This window comes from Streptomyces sp. NPDC051219, assembly GCF_040682335.1.
Taxonomy (GTDB): Bacteria; Actinomycetota; Actinomycetes; order Streptomycetales; family Streptomycetaceae; genus Streptomyces.
This window is the reverse complement of sequence record NZ_JBFBAS010000002.1, coordinates 350,680-372,018: the sequence shown is the minus strand read 5'-3', so window position 1 is coordinate 372,018 and position 21,339 is coordinate 350,680. Positions and strand designations below refer to the sequence as shown.

Sequence of the window (21,339 nt, the reverse complement as noted above, 5' to 3'; positions counted from 1 at the left end):
GGCTCTGGCATATCTTGAGCCCCATGGCGACGAACGCGCTGCCCGACTCCCGTACTGAGCCCGACGGTTCCGTCGTACTCCGGGTCCTCAGCTACAACATCCGCTCGATGCGGGACGACCGCGAAGCGCTGGCCCGGGTGATCAATGCGTGTGCGCCCGACCTGGTGTTCGTCCAGGAGGCGCCGCGGTTCTTCCGGTGGCGCAAGCGCGCGGCCTGGCTGGCGGCACGGACCGGCCTGGTGGTGCTTTCCGGTGGTGCCACCGCGGCGGGGCCGCTGCTGCTGTGCTCGCTGCGGGTAACGGTCGAGCGCACCGAGGACGTGCTGCTGCCGCGAACCCCTGGCCTGCACCAGCGGGGGTTCGCCACCTCGGTGGTGAGGATCGGGGGCGCCCGGATCGGCCTGGTCAGCTGCCATCTGAGCCTGCAGACCGATGAGCGCTACACCCAGGCCGGGATGCTGCTGGACCGCCTCGACGCGATGGACGTCCCGCACGCGATCGCGGCGGGCGACGTGAACGAGCGCCCCGGCGGCCGCTCGTTCCGCAGGCTGGCGAAGGAGCTCCAGGACTGCTGGACGGTCAAGCCGTGGGGCGGCGAGTACACCTCGACACCGGGCGACCCGCACCAGCGCATCGACGCGGTCTTCGCGACGCAGGGCATCGAAGTGCTGGGCTGCGGTGTGCCCTTGGACCTGCCCGGGATCAGCAGGGCGGACCTGACGGCGGCCACGGACCACCTTCCGGTCCTGGCCGCCCTGCGCGTACCCGCCCGGGCCGGCACGGACTACCCTCCCGGCGGACGTCGCCTCGCCCCTTCGAGCACTCCCTAGACGACTGCCCCGCGGCCCGGGTCGTCGTCCTCGTCGTCGTCGTGCTGCATGCGGGCGACGAGCGTGGCGAAGCCGCCCAGGAAGCCGCCGATGCCGAGCGTGGTCAGCCACCACGTCATGCTCCAGCCCAGCAGAACCGCGAGGAGCAGGAGCAGCGGACCGCCCACGACGGCGAGCCAGGCGAACTTGGCCGTCGTGTCGGCCGCGGGCAGCGGCGGCGGCTCCGGCGGTACGAAGTGCCCCTCGTCGCTCTCGTCGAGGTCGTCGGTGTCGTCGGCGTCGGGGTCGGCCAGCTCGTGGTCGCGCGGGCCGGGGCCGACGCCCGGCGCGAACACGACCGAGCTGCCCAGCGGCTTGTCGGCGGGCGGCTCGGAGGGTTTCCTGCCCGGCTCGGTGCTGTTGACCTCGCCCTCCGGGAGGGAGAGGTCCTCGATCGACTTGAACGGCTTCGCGCCCGGCGGGTCCGGCGGCTCCTCGCCGTAACCGGCGACAATCGCCGCCCAGGCCGCGTCCTCGTCGACCGGCGCACCGCCGTCGGCGGCCCCGGCACCGGCATCCCCGGCGGGGGTCACCTGCGGTTCCCGGTCGTCCTCACGGCTGTCGCCGCGGTCCGCGTCCTGTTCAGCCACCGGTGGCCGTCCCTCCTCTTACCTCCGGCAGGGGCGACCCCGCCTCGCCGGCACTCGGAGCAAGCCGGCCGATGAATGCGTAACTGTCCTCGAAAATGCGCTCCGCGTCATAATCCAACGTCGCGACGTGGTAGCTCTGTTCCAGGATGGTCTCGGTGACGTCGGTCGACGAGACGCGGCTCAGGATCCGCGCGGAGTCGGCCGCCGGCACCACATGGTCCTGGGGGCTGTGCAGCAGCAGCATCGGCTGGGTGACCTGGGGCAGTTCGGTGTCGACGAGCCGGAAGAAGTTCCGCACGGAGTGGGCGGCGTGCAGCGGCACCCGGTCGTAGCCGACCTCCTCGACGCCGTCCTTCGCGATGTCGCTCCGCAGGCCCTTGGTCGTCCGTACGAGGTGGCGCGCGACCGGCAGGGCGTACGCCGAGAGGCCGTGCACCTTGTTCGCCGGGTTGACGACGACGATCCCGCTGATCGCGTCGCCGTGCTTCGCGGCGAGCCGCAGCGTGAGCGCCCCGCCCATCGAGAGGCCGAAGACGAAGACCTGGCTGCACCGCTCCAGCAGGGCGCGCAACTCCCGGTCAACCTCCGCGTACCAGTCCTGCCAGCCCGTGAGCTGCATGTCCTCCCAGCGCGTGCCGTGTCCGGGCAGCAGCGGCAGGGACACGGTCAGCCCTCGTGCGGCCAGATGGTCGGCCCAGGGACGCAGCGACTGCGGGGAACCGGTGAAACCGTGACAGAGGAGGACGCCGACCTCTCCGCCCTCGTGGCGGAACGGCTCAGCTCCAGGGAGGACCGGCACCGGGGACTCCTGTTCGTAGGGGTCGGACGAGGGTCGGGCGAAGGTGGGGCGAGGGTGGGGCGCAGGTCGTACGAGGTGGCACGAGGTGGAGCGAGGGTCGTACGAGGGAGGCGCGCCATGTGTACTTCACCGTACGCGACCGGACTGACACCGACCAGGGCCGACAGCCCGCTGTGAGCGAGAGCGCAGCCCTGCCACGGGTTAAGGTCTGTTCGACAGACACAGGAAGGCACTCGAGTTGATCTACGGCGCAATGAAGTTCTCCATCGGAGGGTCACTGAAGCTCGCCTTCAGGCCGTGGGTGGAGGGCCTCGAGAACATCCCCGCCGATGGGCCGGCGATCCTCGCGAGCAACCACCTGTCGTTCTCGGACTCCTTCTTCCTGCCCGCGGTACTCGACCGCAAGGTCACCTTCATCGCCAAGGCCGAATACTTCACCTCGCCCGGTGTGAAGGGGAAGCTGACGGCCGCGTTCTTCAAGGGCGTCGGCCAGCTGCCCGTGGACCGCTCCGGTGCGCGTGGCGCGGGCGAGGCGGCGATCAAGGCCGGTATCGACGTGATCGAGAGCGGTGGGCTCTTCGGTATCTACCCGGAAGGCACCCGCTCGCCCGACGGCCGTCTGTACCGGGGCAAGCCGGGCGGCCTGGCGCGCGTGGCCCTGGCCACCGGCGCGCCGGTGATACCGGTGGCGATGATCGACACCGAGAAGATCCAGCCGCCCGGCAAGGTGGTGCCCAAGCTGATGCGCCCGGGCATCCGGATCGGCAAGCCGCTCGACTTCAGCCGCTATCACGGCATGGACGGCGACCGGTTCATCCTGCGTTCGGTGACCGACGAGGTCATGTACGAGATCATGAAGCTCTCCGGCCAGGAGTACGTCGACATCTACGCGACGGCGGCCAAGCGTCAGATCGCCGAAGCGGCGAAGCGGCGATCCGAAGACGAGAAGACCGAGAAGGCCTTGGCAGCGAAGGCCTTGGCAACGAAGGCCGAAAAGGCCGAGACGGCGGAACGGTCCGGCGGCTAGCCGGGCCCGTCCGGGGGTGGGGGCAGGGGTGAAGGGGGTCCGGCGCGAGCGCGTGGTGCGTATGTCGGTGGAGCAGCCGCTGTGGCGCGCCCTGACCGGGTACCGCGTGCTGACGATGATCTACGCGGTGCTGCTCTTCGTGTTCGCCCGCGACACGTTCGAGCGCCCGTGGGTGGCCATCGGCTTCCTCTCCTTCCTTGCCGTCTGGACGCTGGCCACGCTGCCCAAGGTGGCGAACGCGAGGAGCTGCACCAAGCGCTTCCTCGTCGTCGACCTCGCGGTCGCACTCACCGGCATCCTGCTCACGCCGCTCGCCGACATCCACGCACAGCAGTTCGACGGCCCCACGCTGCCGTCGATATGGACCGCGGGCTCGGTGCTGGCGTACGCGATCAAGGGCGGCTGGCGCTGGGCGGGCTTCGCGTCCTCCCTCGTCGCCGTCGCCAACATCCTGGAGCGCGGCCATCCCGGCCGGGACACCTTCCACAACGTCCTCCTGGTCTGGGTCGCGTCCATCGCCATCGGCTACGTCGTCGAGGTGGCCCGTGCCAGTGAGGCCACGCTTGCCCGTGCCCTGGAGATCGAGGCCGCGACGCGCGAGCGGGAACGGCTGGCCCGCGACATCCACGACAGCGTGCTCCAGGTGCTCGCCATGGTGCAGCGGCGCGGCACCGCGCTGGGCGGCGAGGCCGCGGAGCTGGGGCGGCTGGCGGGGGAGCAGGAGGTCGCCCTGCGCACTCTGGTCTCCAGCGGACTGGTTCCCACGACGTACGCGTCGGAGGACGTCTCCCGGGGCGCGGTGGTCCGTGCGGTCGAGGCGGACGACGAGGAGCTCCGCGACCAGGCGTGCGATCTGCGGACCCTGCTGGCCCCGCACGCCGCGTCCCGGGTGTGCTTCTCGGAGCCCGGGGCTCCGGTGCTGCTGGCGCCTGCCGCCGCCAAGGAGCTGGCCGCGGCTGTCAGTGCCGCCCTGGACAATGTCCGCAGGCATGCCGGCGCGGAAGCCCAGGCCTGGATCCTGGTCGAGGACGAGCCGGACGTGGTGATCGTGACCGTACGGGACGACGGGCCCGGCATCCCGGCGGGCCGGCTCGCCCAGGCCGAGGGGGAGGGGCGCCTCGGCGTCGCCCAGTCGATCCGGGGGCGGCTGCGGGATCTGGGCGGCACCGCCGAACTGGTTTCGGTTCCGGGGCAGGGCACAGAGGTCGAGTTGAAGGTTCCACGTCAGGTTCCACGGGGGAAGGCGGCAGGATGAGCGAGCAGCGGACGATCAAGGTGATGGTGGTCGACGACCACCCGATGTGGCGGGACGCGGTCGCCCGCGACCTTGCCGCCGCCGGCTGTGACGTGGTCGCCACCGCCGGCGACGGCCCCCAGGCGGTCCGCAGGGCGCGGGCGGCCGATCCGGATGTGCTGGTGCTGGACCTGAATCTGCCCGGAATGCCGGGCGTCCAGGTGTGCAAGGAGCTGGTCGGGGCCAATCCTGCGCTGCGTGTCCTCGTCCTCTCCGCCAGTGGTGAGCACGCGGACGTGCTGGAGGCGGTGAAGTCCGGTGCCACCGGCTATCTCCTGAAGTCCGCCAGTACGGAAGAGCTCGTCGATGCCGTCCGGCGCACGGCCGTCGGGGACCCGGTGTTCACCCCGGGCCTCGCCGGGCTGGTGCTGGGTGAGTACCGGCGGCTCGCGTCCGACCCGGCGCCGGCCGCCCCGGACGAGCCGAAGGCACCGCAGCTCACCGAGCGGGAGACCGAGGTGCTGCGGCTGGTCGCCAAGGGGCTCTCGTACAAGCAGGTGGCCGAGCGCCTGGTCATCTCGCACCGCACCGTGCAGAACCACGTGCAGAACACCTTGGGCAAGCTCCAGTTGCACAACCGGGTGGAGCTCGTCAGGTACGCGATAGAGCGCGGACTCGACGACGCGTAGTCCCCGTACGAGTGAATATTGATCTTCAACTCCCCCATTGTTCACCGGAATTGACTGTTCGCTGTGTCCCGGAGTGACCTGGATCACCATTAGCGTGGCCGTCACAAGGGTCAATGTGGCGAAGGGAGAATTCCATGCGGGTCGGAGTGCTGACCGGGGGCGGCGACTGCCCCGGGCTCAATGCGGTCATCCGGGGCGTCGTCCGCAAGGGCGTCCAGGAGTACGGGTACGACTTCGTCGGCTTCCGGGACGGCTGGCGCGGCCCCCTCGAAGGTGACACGGTGCCGCTCGACATCCCCGCGGTGCGCGGCATCCTGCCCCGCGGTGGAACCATCCTCGGCTCCTCGCGCACGAATCCCCTCAAGCAGGAGAACGGCGTCCGCCTGATCAAGGAGAACCTCGTCAAGCGGGACGTCGACGCGCTGATCGCGATCGGCGGCGAGGACACCCTCGGGGTGGCGGCGCGGCTCTCCGACGAGTACGGCGTCAACTGCGTCGGCGTACCAAAGACCATCGACAACGACCTGTCCGCCACGGACTACACCTTCGGTTTCGACACGGCCGTCGGCATCGCCACCGAGGCCATCGACCGCCTCCACACCACCGCCGAGTCGCACATGCGGGTGCTCGTCGTGGAGGTGATGGGCCGTCATGCCGGCTGGATCGCTCTGCACTCCGGGCTGGCCGGCGGCGCCAACGTCATCCTCATCCCGGAGCAGCGCTTCGACGTCGACCAGGTGTGCGCCTGGGTCACCTCCCGGTTCAAGGCGAGTTACGCGCCGATCGTCGTGGTCGCCGAGGGTGCGATGCCCAAGGACGGCGAGATGGTCCTCAAGGACGGAACTCTCGACTCGTTCGGGCACGTCAGGCTCTCCGGCGTCGGCGAGTGGCTGGCCAAGGAGATCGAGAAGCGGACCGGCAAGGAGGCCCGCACCACGGTCCTCGGCCACGTCCAGCGCGGCGGCACGCCGAGCGCCTTCGACCGCTGGCTGGCCACACGCTTCGGGCTGCACGCCATCGAGGCCGTGCGGGACGGCGACTTCGGAAAGATGGTGGCCCTGCGCGGCACGGACATCGTGCGCGTACCGATCGCCGAGGCGACGGCGAAGCTGAAGACGGTCGACCCGGAGCTGTACACGGAGGTCGGCGTCTTCTTCGGCTGACACGGACGCCGGCCGACGTCCGTGTCAGCCGGAAGTCCGGACACGGTCCGTCCGGCGAAGGCTCCCGGCCGGGGCCGGGACCCTTCGCCGGACGGGGGTGTCAGGGCGCGTCCGAGGGCCGCTCGGGCGTCAGCAGGTGCTCTTCTCTCCTGAGCGGGGAAATTTCAGCCGGGCACCCCGTGCGAGCCGTCGCGTCGCGACTCGCGGCCGCGGGCTGACAGCCGCGGACCCGGATTTACGAAGGGTCCGCCGCGGCCTGCCACGCCCCCGCCGGCTCACCGGCCTGCGGCCGACCCGGACCACCGGCCGGGCGGCCGCCTTCCCGAGCGGCTTGCTACCGCAGACCGACCACCCCGGTCTGCGGACCAGCCAATCCAGGCCCGGTCGCCTTCCGTACAGGCTCGACCCGTGCGGCCGTCGGGCGCGTGACCCATGCAAGCAGCCCGGCGACGATCGCCGAGCCGCGCAGCGTCAGCACCGATTCGGGGTGGAACTGCACGCCCGCGAACCCATGCGCCCCGCGCAGCGCGTGCACCTCACCCGTCGCTGGGGCACGGCTGACCTCGACCCCGTGCAGAGCCAGTTCGTCCGCCGCCTCCTCGTCACAGTTCGCGGTGAACGTGTTGTAGAACCCGACGGTCTCCTCCCGCCCGAAGAGATCGACCACCGTCTGCGCGCCCTGCGCGGGCTCACCCTTCCGCACGATCGGCAGGCCCAGCTCGGCCGCCATCAGCTCGTGCCCCAGGCACACGCCCAGCAGCCCGTGCTCGTGCCCGCGCAGCAGCTCCGCCGCCAGTCCCCGCAGCAGCCGCATCTTGGGATCCGACACGTCACCCGGATCGCCCGGTCCCGGGCCGAGCACCACCGGCCCCTCATGCCGCAGCGCGGCCTCCCGCAGCCCCGGCTCGTCGTACCTGCGTACCGTCACCCGGAGCCCGGTCGAGCGCAGCATGTGCGCCAGCATCGCGGTGAACGTGTCCTCGCCGTCGATCACCAGGGCGTGCCCGCTCAGCTCCGCGGACCGCGACTGCATCCGCAGCCAGAACGGCGCCAGGTCCGCCCGCCGGGCGTCCAGTGCGGCCCGCACCCGCGGATCGTCCGCGAGCCGCGGACGTACGGCCTCGTCCTCCGGCCGACCGGCCCGGACGCCGAGCGCGGCCAGCACACCCGCCGCCTTGGCATGCGTCTCGGCGACCTCGCTCGCCGGATCGGAGTGGCGTACGAGCGTCGCCCCGACCGGTACCCGCAGCCCACCGGCCGGGTCGATGTCCGCGGTGCGGATCAGGATCGGTGAATCGAGTGTCTGCGCGCCGTTCGCGTCCCGCCCGAGCAGGGCGAGCGCCCCCGCGTAGTAGCCGCGCCCGACACCGTCCCGCCCGAGGGGCTCGTACCGTTCGATGACCCGGCAGGCGTTCTGTACCGGCGAGCCGGTCACGGTCGCCGCGAACATCGTCTCTCTCAGCACCTCCCGGACGTCCAGGGACGAACGTCCCCGCAACTCGTACTCCGTGTGCGCGAGGTGGGACATCTCCTTCAGCCGGGGCCCGACCACTACCCCGCCCATGTCGCCGACCGTGCACATCATCTTGAGTTCCTCGTCGACGACCATGGAGAGTTCCTCGGTCTCCTTGCGGTCCCCGAGGAACTTCAGCAGCGCTTCCACGGTCGGCCCCTCGTCCGGATATCGGTACGTCCCGCTGATCGGGTTCATCACGACCGTCCCGCCGGACATCCGCACATGCACCTCGGGGCTCGCCCCGGCGAGCGTGCGCTCGCCGGTGTGCACGACATACGTCCAGTACGCGCCCCGTTCCCCGGCCAGCAGCCGCCGGAACAGAGCGAGCGCGTCGGCTCTCCCGTAGCCCGGGATCCGCCCCTCGAACGTCCGCCGGATGACGAAGTTCGCGCCCTCGCCCTGCCCGATCTCGTTCTGGATGACCCGCTCGACGATCCCGGCGTACTCCTCGTCGGCTACGTCGAACGCGCCACCCTCGACCCGTACGTCGTGGGAGGGCAGGGCAGTCAGCACCTCGGCGAGCGGCAGCTCGTACGCCTCCTCGGCGACCAGCACGCTCAGCGGAGTTCCGTCGTCGCGCACGTCGAAGCCGCGCTCCCGGATCTGCCGGAACGGTACGAGGGCCAATGTGCCCTTGTCGCCGATCGGGATGTCCGCGAGGCGCTCGGCCTCGTGAACCGCGCCGACCAGCACCTCCACGGCGTCGTGGTCACGTCCCGGCGTCCGGCGGCGGAGCAGGGCGAACGGCGGGCAGTCGTCGTCCATCAGTCGCTGGATGAGCATCTGCGGTTGTTCCTTCCGAGAGGGAGGAACGGCCCGTGACATGCAGAAAGGCCGCCCCTCGGGGCGGCCTTCGCGTCAGTTCGGTGAGTGGGCGCGATCAGTGGGCCGCCGGATGAGCGGTCCACCACCAGTTCTGGGTCGTCTGCGCGAACATGCGACGACCTTAACCGATAGGTCAGCCCTGACTGAAGTCCGGGCTGGGGAGGATGAGGTCGTCGAAGTCGAAGGAGGGTCTCCCCGTGGGGTAGAGCGGATCGGGCACTGCCGGGGACGTCGGCACCTCGGCCGGGTCGGCCGTCGGCTTCCCCTCGGGGCTGCAGACCTGTGGTGCGGTCGGCGGCAGGACCTCGTCCTCTGCCACTCGCTCGCTCCTGAATTCCACGTTGTCGATGTAACCGCCGGTGCTGATGTGCTCGGGCAGTTCCTTGACGGTGAGGGGCTTGCCGACGTACACGGCGACCAGGGCCCCGACGCACACACTGCGGTCGGCGGCGTAGAGCTTGTCCGGCAGCGGGACGAGGTGCTCCTGCCGCCCGTCGATGCGCAGTTGGGTGCGCTTCACAGAGGCCATGTCGAAGTAGTAGTCGGCAGGTGGTTCCGTTGGATCGGGGGTCCGCTGCGGCCGGCCGTCCGCAGCGCCGTACGTGAGCCGCCAGAACTCCACCTGGATCGTGACCGGTTCGCACAGCGGTCCGTCGTAGCCCGGCAGAGCCCGGCGGATTCTGACCCCCTTCTCCGCGGTGGTGTTGTCGGCGGGGGGCTCCGCCTCCAGCCTCACCCACTCGACGGCCTCTTTCGGCGTCCACGCCCGGTTGGGGTGGCACCCCTTCGCTGCGGTCGGGTACGGAGGGGAGGGTGACTCCGTCGGTGTGACCGGGGCGGCGGTGGTGGTGGCCGCGGGAGGCTCGGCGGCCGAGGCGCCGCCGTCGCCGCCGGAGCAGCCGGCAGCGAGCAGCGCGCTCGCCACGAGGAGGGCGCTGCCCGCCCTCAGCGGCTGAAGCACGCCGGGCCCTCCGCCTCCCGGGGCGAGCTTGGGGTTCTTCGGCGTCCGTCAACGGTGTGCGGCGTCGTCATGCATGTGTTCTGTCCAGACGCGTGCAATGCCACATCGGTGGCAGTACGTAATTCCGATACGCACTTGGCCCGTCGATGGTCTAGCTGAGTGGTGCTGCGGTGGCCGTGACGAAGATCGCGAAGGCCGCGGGAGAGACGGTGAGCACGGGCCCGTCGGGCCGCTTCGAGTCCCGGATCGCGACGCCGCCGTCCAAGGGCGCGACCTCGACGCACTCGCCGCCCTTGTCGTCGCTGTAGCTCGACTTACGCCACTGGGCGCCGCCCAGTGGCGCGCACTCCACGCATGAGCCGCCGGTGTCGCCGCTGTAGCTCGACTTACGCCACTGGACGAGGGCCGGGCTCAAGATGCTGCTCATATCGCTCCTCCATGACGCGGGCGATCAGTTCGGCCGACTCTCCGGGGGACAGCGCGGAGGCCCGCAAGAGATCGTAACGAAGCGAACGGGCCTTGACCTCCCTCGGGTTGGCGGTCGCCCAGCCTTCTTCGTAGCCCTCCATGTATGCCACGTCCGCCTGATCCTCGAAGTGGAACATTTCGAACGAGCCCATCAGGCCGGTGTGGACACCCGCCGCGAACGGCAGCACCTGGATCTGCACCTCGTCCGTGTCCCGGTAATCCAACAAGCGGACCAGTTGGTTCCGCATCACCTCCCGGCCGCCGATCTCCCGGCGCAGCACCGCCTCGTCCAGCACCACCCACAGCAGCGGCGGATCCCCGCGTTTCAGGATTCGCTGACGGTCGAGCCGGGCCTCGACCTTGCTGTCGAGATCGTTCTGGCGCACGACACCGAGCACCGCGCGCGCGTATCCCTCCGTCTGCAGCAGGCCGTGCACGAGCTGCGCCTGGAAGACGCAGATCTTGGTGCAGGTCGCCTCCATCGCCGCGATCCGCTGGTACCACCCCGGCAACCGGCTCCGTTTCGCCAGTTCCCACACCCGCACCAGCGCTCCGTCCGCCCCCAGCGCCGCGTCCAGTCGCGGGATGTGCTCGTCCTTCGGCGTCTTCGTGGCCGTCTCGATCTGCCCGATCATCGAGCCCGTGAGGAACACGATCTTCCCGAGCTGCTCCAGCGTGAGGCCGGCCGAGTCCCGCAGGCGGCGTAACTCCGCACCGAAGTAGTGGAGCGGCGAGGCTCCGGGGTCGAGAGCCTTGATGTTGGCCATGGGAGCTCCCCCTTGCTCAAGGAACGTCACTCCGGCGTGAGTTGGCTTCGCGTCATAGCTCAGAGTAGTCGCCGCACTACAACCTTGTGGTGTGAACCTCATTTACGGGCCCACCGAGTACCCGCCCCGCCAGTACCGGATCAGCCTCACCGTCGGCGACCACTCGCCCGGGCACCTCCGCCGCGTCGTCCGGGCGTATCTCCGGCTCTGGGACATGGCGGCGCTGACCGACGCCGCCGAGCTCGCGCTCACCGAACTGCTCACTAACGTGATCCGGCACGTGCCCGACCGGCGGTGTACGGCGCGGGTGCTGCGGCGGGAGACCGGGATCCGGGTGGAGGTTAACGACGGCGGCCCCGGCCTGCCCGCCGTGGTTGGTGCGGGCGCGTGGGACGAGGGCGGGCGGGGGCTTGCGCTGCTGGAGGCGGTGACGGACGCCTGGGATGTGGAACCGGACCCGGTGGGCGGTGGGAAGTGCGTATGGTTCGAGCTCAAGAAGTGATCGCGCCGTCTCATTCTTCGGGCGCAGGGGTGGACGCCCCCAGGGACCACGTAATGTTGACGAGGTGACCGTGAACGCTAAGACCACCGCTACCGGTGGCAACACCTGGCGAGACCTTCCCGCGGCGCAGCAGCCCGAGTACCCCGATGCCGAGGCTCTGCGCGATGCGATCGCGGACCTCGAGTCGTATCCGCCGCTCGTCTTCGCGGGCGAGTGCGATCAGCTGCGCGCCCGACTGGGAGCCGTCGCCAAGGGCGAGGCGTTCCTTCTTCAGGGCGGTGACTGCGCCGAGGCCTTCGACGGCGTGTCGGCCGACCACATCCGCAACAAGCTCAAGACCCTGCTCCAGATGGGCGCGGTCCTCACCTACGCGGCATCCGTGCCCGTCGTGAAGGTGGGGCGGATCGCCGGCCAGTACAGCAAGCCGCGCTCCAAGCCCACCGAGACCCGTGACGGGGTCACTCTGCCCACGTACCGGGGCGACTCCGTCAACGGCTTCGACTTCACCGAAAAGGCCCGGATCCCGGACCCCGAGCGCCTGAAGCGGATGTACAACGCGTCCGCCGCGACGCTCAACCTGGTCCGCGCCTTCACCACCGGCGGCTACGCCGACCTGCGCCAGGTGCATGCCTGGAACCAGGACTTCGTAAGGTCGTCCCCGTCCGGGCAGCGCTACGAGCAGCTCGCGCGCGAGATCGACAACGCGCTGAACTTCATGAAGGCCGCGGGCACCGACCCGGCCGAGTTCCGTACCGTCGAGTTCTACGCCTCCCACGAGGCGCTGCTCCTCGACTACGAGTCGGCGCTCACCCGCGTCGACTCGCGGACCGGCAGCCTGTACGACGTGTCCGGCCACATGGTCTGGATCGGTGAGCGGACCCGTCAGCTGGACGGGGCGCACATCGAGTTCGCGTCGCAGATCCGCAACCCGATCGGGATCAAGCTCGGCCCGACGACCACGGTCGACGAGGCGCTGCAGTACATCGACAAGCTCGACCCGGACCGCGAGCCGGGCCGGCTGACCTTCATCGTCCGTATGGGCGCCGACAAGGTCCGGGACAAGCTTCCCGAGCTGGTCGAGAAGGTCACCGCCTCCGGTGCCACGGTGGCGTGGGTGACCGACCCGATGCACGGCAACACCTTCGAGGCCGCCTCGGGCCACAAGACCCGTCGCTTCGACGACGTGCTCGACGAGGTGAAGGGATTCTTCGAGGTCCACAAGGGACTCGGCACCCACCCGGGCGGCATCCATGTCGAGCTGACCGGCGACGACGTCACGGAGTGCGTGGGCGGCGGCGACGAGATCTTCGTCGACGACCTGCACCAGCGCTACGAGACGGCGTGTGACCCGCGGCTCAACCGCAGCCAGTCGCTCGACCTGGCGTTCCTGGTGGCGGAGATGTACCGCGACCAGTAGTGAGCGATCGACAACGGTGGGGCGCGGATCCATGTGATCCGCGCCCCACCGTCGTTTCCGGGGCTTTTGCCTGGCGGTCTCGCCGGGTAAGGTTAGGTTAGCCTCACCGATCATCGGGAAGGGCGCCGCCAATCGATTCCCGCCGGGAGGTGAACCGCGTGTACGTCTGCTCGTGCTTCGGCATCACGGAGAAGCAGGTCAAGGAACACGCGGACGCGGGTGCGTGCACCCCCCGCCAGATCGCGTCGGTCTCCAAGGCCGGCACCGACTGCGGCTCGTGCGTGCGCCGCATTCAGGGCATTCTCGGCCGCGGCGCCTGCCCCCGCCGTGAGCTGCTCGATCAGGGCAGTCCCGCCGTACTGGCCGCGGACGCCCCGAGCGCCGAGGCCGGTCTGAACGAGGCCGCCTAACCGCCTAGCCCTCCGGCTGCTCGATCAGCTGTGCGAGGTAGAGCGCCTCTCCGAGCTTCTCGACCAGCTCCAGCTGGGTGTCGAGATAGTCGATGTGGTGCTCCTCGTCCGCGAGGATGGTCTCGAAGATGTTGGCGGACGTGATGTCGCCCTTGGCCCGCATGACCTCGATGCCGCGCCTGAGCCGGTCGATCGCCTCGACCTCGACCTGCCGGTCCGCCTGGAACATCTCCGTGACGGTCTGCCCCACCCGGACGTGGAAGAGCCGCTGGTAGTTCGGCAGCCCCTCGAGGAAGAGGATGCGGTCGGTGAGCACCTCCGCATGCTTCATCTCATCGAACGACTCGTGCCGCGTGTATTTCGCGAGCTTCGTCCAGCCGAAGTTCTCCTGCATCTTCGCGTGCAGGAAGTACTGGTTGATCGCCGTGAGCTCGGCGGTCAGCTGCTCGTTGAGGAACTCGATGACCTCGGGGTCGCCCTGCATCGCAGCGGCTCCTTCCAGACGTGTAACTGGGCAGGTTGCCGCGAATCCTTGCACCGTCACCCTGGCGAGTCCAGTAAGTGCATGCTTAGTAGGAGTTGCCCGAATCGGGCCAGACCTGGTCAGGACCACCCTGCCCGGTCTGTCACCATGGAGTCATGGGTCAGCCGGAAAGCCGCGTATCGGAGCAGCAGGAGCTTCCGCCGGGGCAACGGTTGCAGCGCGGCTGGCCAGTCACCCACTACGGGCCTGTTCCCAAGTTCAAGCCGGACCGCTGGGAGTTCAGGGTATTCGGTGCCACGGTCGACGGGGACAAACACTGCTGGAACCACGAGGAATTCTCGGCCCTGCCGTTCTCCACGGTCGTCGCCGATCTGCACTGCGTGACGAAGTTCAGCATGCTCGGAGCCGAATGGGGTGGTGTGCTCGCCCGTACGGTCCTGGAGCTCGCGCCGCCCGCGGAGAACGTCACCCATGTCATGGTCTGGGCCGAGTACGGCTTCAGCTCCAACCTCCGGCTCGCGGACTTCACGGCGGAGCGGACCGTCTTCGCCACCCACAAGGGTGGTGAGCCGCTGACCGCCGAGCACGGTTTTCCGCTGCGGCTCGTCGTGCCGCATCTGTATGCCTGGAAGGGCCCGAAGTGGGTCCGCGGCATCGAGTACATGACGGCGGACCGCCGCGGCTTCTGGGAGGAGCGCGGCTATCACAACGTCGGCGACCCCTGGCGCGAGCAGCGCTACTCCTACCAGGAAGGGCCCGGGGACGGCCCCGAGCTCTGAGTCCCGGAGCCGCCTCCGCGTCCCGGAGCCGCTCAGTGGTGGTACCGGTGGACCACCGCACGGCCCTCGCCGCGGCCGACGTGGGCGTCGTGCTCGGTGGGTACTCCCATGCCCTGGCGTTCGCCGCTCCTCAGAACTCGCGCAACTCCTTCAGGCGGGCCACATCGGCCGTATGGCCCTCCTTGCCGCCCGGGGTCTCGATGATCAGCGGTACGCCCTCGGTCGCCGGGTGCGAGAACAGCTCACGGAACGGCTCTTCGCCTATGTGCCCCGCGCCGATGTTCTCGTGCCGGTCCTTGTGCGCACCGATCACGTCCTTGGAGTCGTTGGCGTGGATCAGCCCTAGCCGGCCCTCGCCGACCGTGTCGACCAACAGGTCCAGTGTCTGCTTCATCCCGCCGGGGCCCGCCAGATCGTGACCCGCGGCGAAGATGTGGCAGGTGTCGAGACAGACCCCCAGCTTGGGGTGGGAGTCCAGCGCCTCGAAGTACGGGCCGAAGTCCCAGGTCCGCGAGCAGAGTGAGAAGCCCTGGCCGGCTGTCGACTCGAGCAGCAGCTGCGGATCGTCGTCGTGGGTCAGGTCGTCGAGCAGCGGCAGCAGGTGCGTGCGTACCTGCGCGAGTGCCTCGGCACGCGGGCGGCCGCCGGTCGCCGAGCCGGTGTGCACCACGACGCCGAGCGCGCCGATCTCCCGGCCGCGTCGCAGCGAGTGCCGCAGGGATTCCACCGACTTCTCCACCGTGGCCTCGGTGTGCGAGCCGAAGTTGATGAGATATGGCGCGTGGACGTACGCGGGTATCCCCTCGGCGGCGCAGACCGCCCGGAACTGCGCGTCCTGGGCGGGGTTTCCGGTCGGCGTCGCCCAGCCGCGCGGGTTGGCGACGAAGACCTGCACGGTTTCCGCGCCCATATCACGGGCATAGGCGAGACCGGTCGAGGCGAGGCCCCCGGCCACCGGAACGTGGCCGCCGACAGGATTGCGCATGTGTTCTAAAGCCCCTTGGTCCTGATGGTGATCGTGCTGCCCTCGGGGGCCTGTGAGCCGCCCTCGGCCGACTGGCGCTCAATGGTGTCGCTGAAGGAGAGGAACGGGCGGTCCACCTTGACCTCGAACCCGGCCGACTCCAGCTCGCTCTTCGCGTCGTCGACGCTCTGCCCGGTGACGTCCGGGACCGGCAGCATCCGCGGGCCCTTCGAGACGGTCAGGGTGATGGTGTCACCCCGCGCGGCCTCGCTGCCTTCCGCTGTGGACTGCTTGGCCACGGTGCCCTGCTTCTCCGCAGAGTTGACCTGCCCGGCGGCGATCTCCACCTTGAAGCCGGCGTCCTCCAGCCCGGCCTTCGCGTCGTCGACCGTTTCGCCCACGACCCCCGGCACCTCCACCGGGGAGCCCTTGCTCACGACCAGCGCCACGGCCGAGTCGGGCTTGCGCTTCGCCCCGGCGTCCGGGTCCGTACGGATGACCGAGCCCTGCGGGACCTCTTCGCTGAACTCCCGGCTCACGATGCCCGCGGCCAGGCCCGTGTCCTGCAGCTCACGCTTCGCGCGGGCCAGCGGCTCACCCGTGACGTCAGGCACCTTCACGATCTCAGGCCCCCGCGAGATGGTCAGCGTCACCGAGTCGTTGCCACGGATGCGCGCGCCGGATGCGGGATCGCTGTTCATCACCGTGCCGCGCGCGAACGAGTCGCTGAACCCCCGCTTGACCGCCTTGACGTCCAGCCCGGCGCCGACGAGCCGCTTCCTGGCCTCCTGCTCGGTCTGGCCGAGGAGGCTCGGGACGCGGGTGAACTGCCCGGAGTTGATGTACCACACACCGGCGCCCAGGCCCAGGGCCAGCAGTACCGCCGTGACGACGGCGATCATCGCGCGCCGCGGACGGCGGCCCGCCGGCGCCGCCGGCCCGGGAGGCCCGGCGGGCGGCATCTCCAGCCGGCTGGTGTGGCTGACGCCGTCGTCGGGGACAGACCCGGCCGCTCGGCTCCCCTGGACCCGTACGGCCCGGGGAATCACGCTCGTACGGTCCTCCGAGGCGTCATGCCCCTCGGCCCGGGCCTGCGGGGGCACGGCGTCGAGCTGCTCGTCGGTCAGCGCCGCGCGCGTCGCCCGGGTCCGGCCGAGCAGCGCCACCGCGTCGTGCGGACGCATGGCGGGGGTGCGGGCCGTGGCGCTCGTGACCAGTTCGTCCAGCTCGAAGGGCAGTCCGGGAACGATGGCCGAGGGCGCGGGCACGTCCTCGTGCAGATGCTGGTAGAGCACCTGGGCGGGGCTGCCGCCGGTGTGCGGCTTGGCGCCGGTCAGCATCTCGTACAGGACGACGCCACAGGCGTAGACGTCGACCCGGGTGTCCGTGGCGCCGTTCTCGATCTGCTCGGGGGCGAGATAGGAGACGGTTCCGAGGACGGAGCCGGTGGTGCTCGTCACCGTGTCCACGGCCCGGACCAAACCGAAGTCGGCGACCTTGACCCGGCCGTCGTCCCCTATCAGGACGTTCTCCGGCTTCATGTCGCGATGCACGAACCCGGCCCGGTGTGCGGCTCCGAGGGCCGCAAGGACCGGCTCCAGGATGTCGAGAGCCGCGCGGGGCTGGAGTGCGCCGCGCTCGCGCAGCACGTCACGCAGGGTGCAGCCGGCGATGTACTCCATGGCCAGATAGACGTACGACCCGTCCGTGCCCTGGTCGTACACCCCCACCACATTGGGGTGGGAGAGCCGGGCCACGGACTTGGCCTCGCGGATGAACCGGTCCACGAACGACGCGTCGGCGGCCAGCGCCGGGTGCATCACCTTCAGCGCGAGGACGCGGTCGAGGCGAATGTCCACGGCCCGGTAGACCGTGGCCATGCCGCCGACGGCGATGCGCGCGTCGATGCGGTAGCGGCCGTCGAGCACGTGCCCGACGAGGGGGTCCTGAAGGGTCGTATCCACGCAGAGAGTCTACGAGCGGCCGCCGGGACGCCTGACCGGGTGCACAGGCCTGCCGCAGGAATGAAGCGGACCTGTGACACCCCCTTGCGGCGTGGACGGCCCGCTCAGAACGCGGGCCGCTCCGGGTCCAGTGCCGCCATGCCCGCCACCGGTGAGGACGCCTCCGCGAAGTGCCGGCGCGGAATCCGGCCCGCCCGGTACGCGAGGCGGCCCGCCTCCACCGCGTGCCGCATCGCCTCCGCCATCAGGACCGGCTTCTGAGCGCGGGTGACCGCCGAGGCCAGCATCACCGCCGCGCAGCCGAGCTCCATGGCGAACGCGGCGTCGGACGCGGTGCCGGCGCCGGCGTCGAGGATCACCGGGACGGTCGCGCGCTCCGTGATCAGCTGGAAGTTGTGCGGGTTGCGGATGCCCAGGCCGGAGCCGATGGGGGAGCCGAGCGGCATGATCGCCGCACACCCGACGTCCTCCAGCCTGCGAGCGAGCACCGGGTCGTCGTTCGTGTACGGCAGGACCGTGAAGCCGTCGTCGACCAGGATCTCCGCCGCGTCCAGCAGCTCGACCGGGTCGGGGAGGAGCGTGCGCTCGTCGGCCACGACCTCCAGCTTGATCCAGTCGGTGCCGAGCGCCTCACGGGCCAGCCGGGCGGTGAGTACGGCCTCCCCGGCGGTGAAGCAGCCCGCCGTGTTCGGCAAGACGCGGATCGAGAGCTTCTCCAGTACGGACAGGACGGAGCCCTGCACGCCCGGGTCGAGGCGGCGCATCGCGACGGTCGTCAGTTCGGTGCCCGACGCGGCGAGGGAGCGTTCGAGCGCATCGAGGCTGGGCGCGCCGCCCGTTCCCATGATCAGCCGGGAGGAGAACGTGGTGTCGCCGAGGGTGAGAAGGTCGTCGGCCATGGCGGTCAGCCCCCCTGGACTGCGGTGAGGACCTCGACGCGGTCGCCGTCGCCGAGTGCGGTGGCGGGCCACTGCCCGCGCGGGACGACGGTCTCGTTGACGGCGGCGGCTACTCCGGAGCGGGCCTGGGTGAGGGCCGAGACGAGCGCGTCGAGTGTGGTTCCGGCGGGGAGGTCACGGGGCTCGCCGTTCACGGACACGTGCACGGGCTCCGTCACGCCTGCGGTCTTCGAAGGGGCGGCGTTCGAAGGCGTGGTCATACGGGCTGCTCCTGACGCACGGGAGACGGGGCGGGTGAGAATCGGAGGGGGCTGAAAGGGCGTGCGATCTCGGGAAGCTCGCCGGTGGCCAGTACGGCGGCCATCACCTCGCCGGTGACCGGCGTCAGCAGCACACCGTTGCGGAAGTGCCCGGTCGCCAGGTGCAGGCCGGGGAGGGCGGTGGGGCCGAGCAGCGGCGCGTTGTCGGGGGAGCCGGGGCGCAGGCCCGCCCTGGTCTCGGTCAGCGGGAGTTCGGTGATGCCCGGCACCAGCTCGTGGGCGTCGCGCAGGAGCTCGTACACACCACCGGCCGTGACGGTCGTGTCCCAGCCGAGTTCCTCGCTGGTCGCGCCGACGACCAGCTCGCCGTTCGCGCGCGGAACCAGGTAGACGTCGCTGCCGCGGACGACGGCCCGTACGGTCCGGGTGAGGAACGGGGCGTACGGGCGGGGCACCGTCAGCCGCAGGACCTGGCCCTTGACGGGACGTACTGGCGGCAGCACCTCGGCCGGTACCCCGTCCAGTCGGCCACTGTGGCTGCCCGCAGCGAGGACCACCTGGTCGGCGCCGAGCTCGGTGCGGTCGGAGAGCACAGCCCCGCGGGCCCGGTCGCCCGCCACCGTCAGGCGCGCGACCGAGACGCGGTGGAAGACCACCCCGGCCCGCTCGCACGCGGTCAGGAGGGCGGCCGCGAGCCGGCGCGGGTCGACCTGGTGGTCGCCGTCCACACGGAGGCCCCCGCGCACACCGGGCGCGAGCATCGGTTCCAGGCGACGGCACTCGCGGCCGGTGAGCCACTCCGACTCGAGCCCGCAGCGCCTCTGGAGGGCATGGAGTTCGCGGAGATGCGCCCGGTCGTCGGCGTCGAGCGCCACGGCGAGCGTGCCGCAGGCCCGGAAGCCGATGTCCTGGCCGCTCGCCTCGGCGAGTTCGGCCGCGAACCCCGGGTAGCGCTGCGCGGAGGCCAGGTTGAGCCCGAGGAGGGTCTCCTCGCCGTAGTGGAGTTCGGTGACGGCGGCGAGCATGCCGGCCGCGACCTGGGCGGCTCCGCCGCCCGGATCCGGGTCGGCCACGGCGGTGCGCAGCCCGCCGAGAGCCGCCCGCCAAGCCGTGACCAGACCGATGATCCCGCCCCCGATGACCAGGACGTCGGATCCCTTCCAAGATGCGTGCATGGGCGTCCAGCCCCTCCCTTCGCCGGCATGACCCGGATCAGGTTCGTACGGTCGGAGGCCGTCCCAGCCTCCCTCTCAGCCCGGTGCGTCCGGACTCCCGCGAGTGGTTTTCGTCGGCCAGACTAACCCCCGGGGTCAGCGCGCAGTAAGGGAGCCGCTCACGGTGCGGTGGGGAGCCCCCCTTCCTGACGTTTCGTCAGATGCGTAAGGTGATCGGGTGAGCGAGCAGAGGCAGGCAGAGCAGCGCATCGTCGTCGTCGGAGCCGGAATGGCAGGTGTGCAGACCGCCGTGGCCCTGCGCGAACTGGGTTTCACCGGGTCGGTCGTCCTGCTGGGAGCCGAGCCGCACCAGCCGTACGACCGGCCTCCGCTTTCCAAGGCGGTATTGCTGGGCAAGGCGGAGGGATCCGCGTTCGACGTGGACTTCGAGGCGCTGGCCATCGAGCTCCGGCTCGGGCGTGAGGTGACCCGCCTGCGTGCGGCGGCGCACGAGATCGACACCCCGGCCGGGCCGGTGCCGTACGACGTGCTGGTCATCGCCACCGGCGCGGAACCGGTCACACTGCCGGGCGGCGAGGGAGTGCCCGGGGTCCATCTGCTGCGCACCCTCGACGACGCGGAGCGGCTGCGGCCGGTGCTCGCCGAGCAGCACGAGATCGTGGTCGTCGGGGCGGGCTGGATCGGTGCGGAGTTCGCGACGGCGGCCCGGGAGGCCGGCTGCGCGGTGACCGTCGTGGAAGCGGCAGACCGGCCGCTCGCCGGTGCGCTGCCCGCCGAGGTCGCCGCTCCCATGGCCGGCTGGTACGCGGACAGCGGCGCACGTCTGCTCACCGGGGTGCGGGTCGCGCGTATCGAGCCGGGCTCGGTGGTCCTCGCGGCGGGAGCAACACCGCCCCCGCGTCCCGAAGGGCCGGACGGAGAGGCGGGCGGCGGTCCGGACGCTGGGACGGCGGGAGGGCCGGAGGGGGAGACCCGGCTCGCCGCCGGAGCCGTGGTCGTGGGTATCGGTGCCCGGCCCGCGACCGGCTGGCTGGCCGGATCGGGCATCGCGCTCGGGCCGGACGGTTCCGTCACCGCCGACGAGCGGCTGCGCACCTCGCTGCCCGATGTGTACGCCGTGGGGGACTGCGCCTCCTTCCCGTCCGCGCGCTACGGCGAGCGGCTGCTCGTCCACCACTGGGACAACGCACTCCAGGGGCCGCGGACGGTCGCCGCCAACATCCTCGCGGATGCGACCGGCGGTGTGCCGGAGGTCTACGACCCCGTCCCGTACTTCTGGTCGGAGCAGTTCGGCAGGTTCGTGCAGTACGCCGGCCATCACGGCGCCGCCGACACGATGCTGTGGCGCGGGGATCCCGCCGGGGCCGCCTGGTCGGTCTGCTGGCTGCGGGACGGCGTGTTCGTCGCTCTGCTCGCCGTGGGCCGCCCGCGTGACCTCGCCCAGGGGCGCAGGCTGATCGAGGCCGGGCTGCGGCTCGATCCGGAGCGTGCCGCCGACCCGTCCGTACCGCTTAAGTCCGCCGTTCGCTGATGCTCGCGAGGGCGTGGCGACACCTGCGACCCCCGCTGCGACGCCC

23 protein-coding genes and 1 riboswitch are annotated in these 21,339 nt (G+C 70.7%); of the genes, 10 read left to right on the top strand and 13 right to left on the bottom strand.

Going from position 1 to position 21,339, the window contains the following annotated elements:
* Nucleotides 1–23: 23 nt before the first annotated feature.
* The gene (locus AB0M62_RS04465) at nt 24–830 is read left to right on the top strand and encodes an endonuclease/exonuclease/phosphatase family protein (protein WP_366072600.1); all 807 of its coding nucleotides are present in this window, start codon (nt 24–26) and stop codon (nt 828–830) included.
* Here the strand turns inward: AB0M62_RS04465 and AB0M62_RS04460 are convergent.
* Nucleotides 827–1,459 (bottom strand): hypothetical protein, encoded by a 633-nt coding sequence (locus AB0M62_RS04460; RefSeq protein ID WP_366072599.1) that lies wholly within the window; start codon nt 1,457–1,459, stop codon nt 827–829. The two genes, AB0M62_RS04465 and AB0M62_RS04460, sit on opposite strands and share 4 nt — an antisense overlap.
* A complete protein-coding gene (locus AB0M62_RS04455) occupies nt 1,452–2,258 on the bottom strand; it encodes an alpha/beta fold hydrolase (RefSeq protein ID WP_366072598.1) in 807 nt (268 codons plus the stop codon). The genes AB0M62_RS04460 and AB0M62_RS04455 overlap by 8 nt, the downstream gene beginning before the upstream one ends.
* Nucleotides 2,259–2,496: 238 nt before the next feature.
* Here AB0M62_RS04455 and AB0M62_RS04450 point away from each other — a divergent pair, with 238 nt between their 5' ends.
* The 4 genes from AB0M62_RS04450 (at nt 2,497) to AB0M62_RS04435 (ending at nt 6,371) form a co-directional block, all read left to right on the top strand.
* Nucleotides 2,497–3,285 carry a lysophospholipid acyltransferase family protein gene (locus tag AB0M62_RS04450; RefSeq protein WP_366072597.1) on the top strand — a complete coding sequence of 263 codons (789 nt, stop codon included), beginning with the start codon at nt 2,497–2,499 and terminating at the stop codon, nt 3,283–3,285.
* 28 nt (nt 3,286–3,313) lie between these two features.
* Complete coding sequence (locus tag AB0M62_RS04445; RefSeq protein ID WP_366072595.1) at nt 3,314–4,540, top strand: DUF5931 domain-containing protein; 1,227 nt, start codon at nt 3,314–3,316, stop codon at nt 4,538–4,540.
* On the top strand, nt 4,537–5,208 hold the full coding sequence (locus tag AB0M62_RS04440; protein ID WP_366072594.1) for a response regulator transcription factor: 672 nt from the start codon (nt 4,537–4,539) through the stop codon (nt 5,206–5,208). The genes AB0M62_RS04445 and AB0M62_RS04440 overlap by 4 nt, the downstream gene beginning before the upstream one ends.
* Nucleotides 5,209–5,342: 134 nt before the next feature.
* Nucleotides 5,343–6,371 (top strand): 6-phosphofructokinase, encoded by a 1,029-nt coding sequence (locus AB0M62_RS04435; RefSeq protein ID WP_366072593.1) that lies wholly within the window; start codon nt 5,343–5,345, stop codon nt 6,369–6,371.
* A gap of 334 nt (nt 6,372–6,705) precedes the next feature.
* Here the strand turns inward: AB0M62_RS04435 and AB0M62_RS04430 are convergent, their stop codons facing one another.
* The 5 genes from AB0M62_RS04430 to AB0M62_RS04410 all read right to left on the bottom strand — a co-directional run bounded on the left by AB0M62_RS04430 (nt 6,706) and on the right by AB0M62_RS04410 (nt 10,908).
* On the bottom strand, nt 6,706–8,670 hold the full coding sequence (locus AB0M62_RS04430) for an anthranilate synthase family protein (protein ID WP_366072592.1): 1,965 nt from the start codon (nt 8,668–8,670) through the stop codon (nt 6,706–6,708).
* Nucleotides 8,671–8,767: 97 nt separating this feature from the next.
* Entirely contained in the window at nt 8,768–8,824 is a 57-nt protein-coding gene (locus AB0M62_RS04425; RefSeq protein ID WP_078513512.1) for a trp operon leader peptide, read from the bottom strand.
* Nucleotides 8,825–8,845: 21 nt separating this feature from the next.
* Complete coding sequence (locus AB0M62_RS04420; protein WP_366072591.1) at nt 8,846–9,673, bottom strand: hypothetical protein; 828 nt, start codon at nt 9,671–9,673, stop codon at nt 8,846–8,848.
* Nucleotides 9,674–9,824: 151 nt separating this feature from the next.
* Nucleotides 9,825–10,100 carry a DUF397 domain-containing protein gene (locus AB0M62_RS04415; RefSeq protein ID WP_366072590.1) on the bottom strand — a complete coding sequence of 92 codons (276 nt, stop codon included), beginning with the start codon at nt 10,098–10,100 and terminating at the stop codon, nt 9,825–9,827.
* The gene (locus AB0M62_RS04410) at nt 10,060–10,908 is read right to left on the bottom strand and encodes a helix-turn-helix transcriptional regulator (protein WP_366072589.1); all 849 of its coding nucleotides are present in this window, start codon (nt 10,906–10,908) and stop codon (nt 10,060–10,062) included. The genes AB0M62_RS04415 and AB0M62_RS04410 overlap by 41 nt, the downstream gene beginning before the upstream one ends.
* 91 nt (nt 10,909–10,999) lie before the next feature.
* Here AB0M62_RS04410 and AB0M62_RS04405 point away from each other — a divergent pair, with 91 nt between their 5' ends.
* From AB0M62_RS04405 to AB0M62_RS04395, 3 genes are all read left to right on the top strand, one after another.
* Nucleotides 11,000–11,410: an ATP-binding protein gene (locus AB0M62_RS04405; RefSeq protein WP_366072588.1), complete on the top strand. Its 411-nt coding sequence runs from the start codon at nt 11,000–11,002 to the stop codon at nt 11,408–11,410.
* Nucleotides 11,411–11,474: 64 nt separating this feature from the next.
* Nucleotides 11,475–12,827 carry a class II 3-deoxy-7-phosphoheptulonate synthase gene (locus AB0M62_RS04400; protein WP_366072586.1) on the top strand — a complete coding sequence of 451 codons (1,353 nt, stop codon included), beginning with the start codon at nt 11,475–11,477 and terminating at the stop codon, nt 12,825–12,827.
* 149 nt (nt 12,828–12,976) lie between these two features.
* Nucleotides 12,977–13,237 carry a (2Fe-2S)-binding protein gene (locus tag AB0M62_RS04395; RefSeq protein WP_366072585.1) on the top strand — a complete coding sequence of 87 codons (261 nt, stop codon included), beginning with the start codon at nt 12,977–12,979 and terminating at the stop codon, nt 13,235–13,237.
* A gap of 4 nt (nt 13,238–13,241) precedes the next feature.
* On the opposite strand, the gene bfr is transcribed toward AB0M62_RS04395, so the two are convergent.
* Nucleotides 13,242–13,721: a bacterioferritin gene (bfr, locus tag AB0M62_RS04390; RefSeq protein WP_366072584.1), complete on the bottom strand. Its 480-nt coding sequence runs from the start codon at nt 13,719–13,721 to the stop codon at nt 13,242–13,244.
* Nucleotides 13,722–13,876: 155 nt separating this feature from the next.
* Between bfr and AB0M62_RS04385 the strand changes: the two genes are divergently transcribed.
* Nucleotides 13,877–14,500 (top strand): sulfite oxidase-like oxidoreductase, encoded by a 624-nt coding sequence (locus AB0M62_RS04385; RefSeq protein WP_366072583.1) that lies wholly within the window; start codon nt 13,877–13,879, stop codon nt 14,498–14,500.
* A 130-nt stretch (nt 14,501–14,630) separates the two neighbouring features.
* Here AB0M62_RS04385 and AB0M62_RS04380 read toward each other — a convergent pair whose 3' ends face one another.
* The 5 genes from AB0M62_RS04380 to thiO all read right to left on the bottom strand — a co-directional run bounded on the left by AB0M62_RS04380 (nt 14,631) and on the right by thiO (nt 19,762).
* On the bottom strand, nt 14,631–15,485 hold the full coding sequence (locus AB0M62_RS04380; protein ID WP_366072582.1) for a deoxyribonuclease IV: 855 nt from the start codon (nt 15,483–15,485) through the stop codon (nt 14,631–14,633).
* Between the two features lie 5 nt (nt 15,486–15,490).
* Entirely contained in the window at nt 15,491–17,428 is a 1,938-nt protein-coding gene (gene pknB / locus AB0M62_RS04375; RefSeq protein WP_366072581.1) for a Stk1 family PASTA domain-containing Ser/Thr kinase, read from the bottom strand.
* Nucleotides 17,429–17,532: 104 nt separating this feature from the next.
* Nucleotides 17,533–18,327, bottom strand: coding sequence for a thiazole synthase (locus AB0M62_RS04370; RefSeq protein WP_366072580.1), 795 nt, complete (start codon nt 18,325–18,327; stop codon nt 17,533–17,535).
* Nucleotides 18,328–18,332: 5 nt separating this feature from the next.
* Nucleotides 18,333–18,587: a sulfur carrier protein ThiS gene (gene thiS, locus AB0M62_RS04365; RefSeq protein ID WP_366072579.1), complete on the bottom strand. Its 255-nt coding sequence runs from the start codon at nt 18,585–18,587 to the stop codon at nt 18,333–18,335.
* The gene (gene thiO / locus AB0M62_RS04360; RefSeq protein WP_366072578.1) at nt 18,584–19,762 is read right to left on the bottom strand and encodes a glycine oxidase ThiO; all 1,179 of its coding nucleotides are present in this window, start codon (nt 19,760–19,762) and stop codon (nt 18,584–18,586) included. Before thiO ends, thiS begins: the two co-directional genes overlap by 4 nt.
* A riboswitch (TPP riboswitch) is annotated at nt 19,760–19,873 on the bottom strand. Its footprint overlaps the gene before it by 3 nt.
* A 106-nt stretch (nt 19,874–19,979) precedes the next feature.
* Between thiO and AB0M62_RS04355 the strand changes: the two genes are divergently transcribed.
* A complete protein-coding gene (locus AB0M62_RS04355) occupies nt 19,980–21,293 on the top strand; it encodes an FAD-dependent oxidoreductase (protein ID WP_366072577.1) in 1,314 nt (437 codons plus the stop codon).
* Nucleotides 21,294–21,339: the final 46 nt, after the last annotated feature.

Bases quoted from the DNA above. Each gene is read 5' to 3' on its own strand.
- AB0M62_RS04465 (WP_366072600.1), top strand. From the start codon at position 24: ATGGCGACGAACGCGCTGCCCGACTCCCGTACTGAGCCCGACGGTTCC.
- AB0M62_RS04440 (WP_366072594.1), top strand. From the start codon at position 4,537: ATGAGCGAGCAGCGGACGATCAAGGTGATGGTGGTCGACGACCACCCG.
- AB0M62_RS04435 (WP_366072593.1), top strand. From the start codon at position 5,343: ATGCGGGTCGGAGTGCTGACCGGGGGCGGCGACTGCCCCGGGCTCAAT.
- AB0M62_RS04430 (WP_366072592.1), bottom strand. From the start codon at position 8,670: ATGCTCATCCAGCGACTGATGGACGACGACTGCCCGCCGTTCGCCCTG.
- AB0M62_RS04415 (WP_366072590.1), bottom strand. From the start codon at position 10,100: ATGAGCAGCATCTTGAGCCCGGCCCTCGTCCAGTGGCGTAAGTCGAGC.
- AB0M62_RS04410 (WP_366072589.1), bottom strand. From the start codon at position 10,908: ATGGCCAACATCAAGGCTCTCGACCCCGGAGCCTCGCCGCTCCACTAC.
- bfr (WP_366072584.1), bottom strand. From the start codon at position 13,721: ATGCAGGGCGACCCCGAGGTCATCGAGTTCCTCAACGAGCAGCTGACC.
- AB0M62_RS04385 (WP_366072583.1), top strand. From the start codon at position 13,877: ATGGGTCAGCCGGAAAGCCGCGTATCGGAGCAGCAGGAGCTTCCGCCG.
- AB0M62_RS04380 (WP_366072582.1), bottom strand. From the start codon at position 15,485: ATGCGCAATCCTGTCGGCGGCCACGTTCCGGTGGCCGGGGGCCTCGCC.
- AB0M62_RS04370 (WP_366072580.1), bottom strand. From the start codon at position 18,327: ATGGCCGACGACCTTCTCACCCTCGGCGACACCACGTTCTCCTCCCGG.
- thiS (WP_366072579.1), bottom strand. From the start codon at position 18,587: ATGACCACGCCTTCGAACGCCGCCCCTTCGAAGACCGCAGGCGTGACG.
- thiO (WP_366072578.1), bottom strand. From the start codon at position 19,762: ATGCACGCATCTTGGAAGGGATCCGACGTCCTGGTCATCGGGGGCGGG.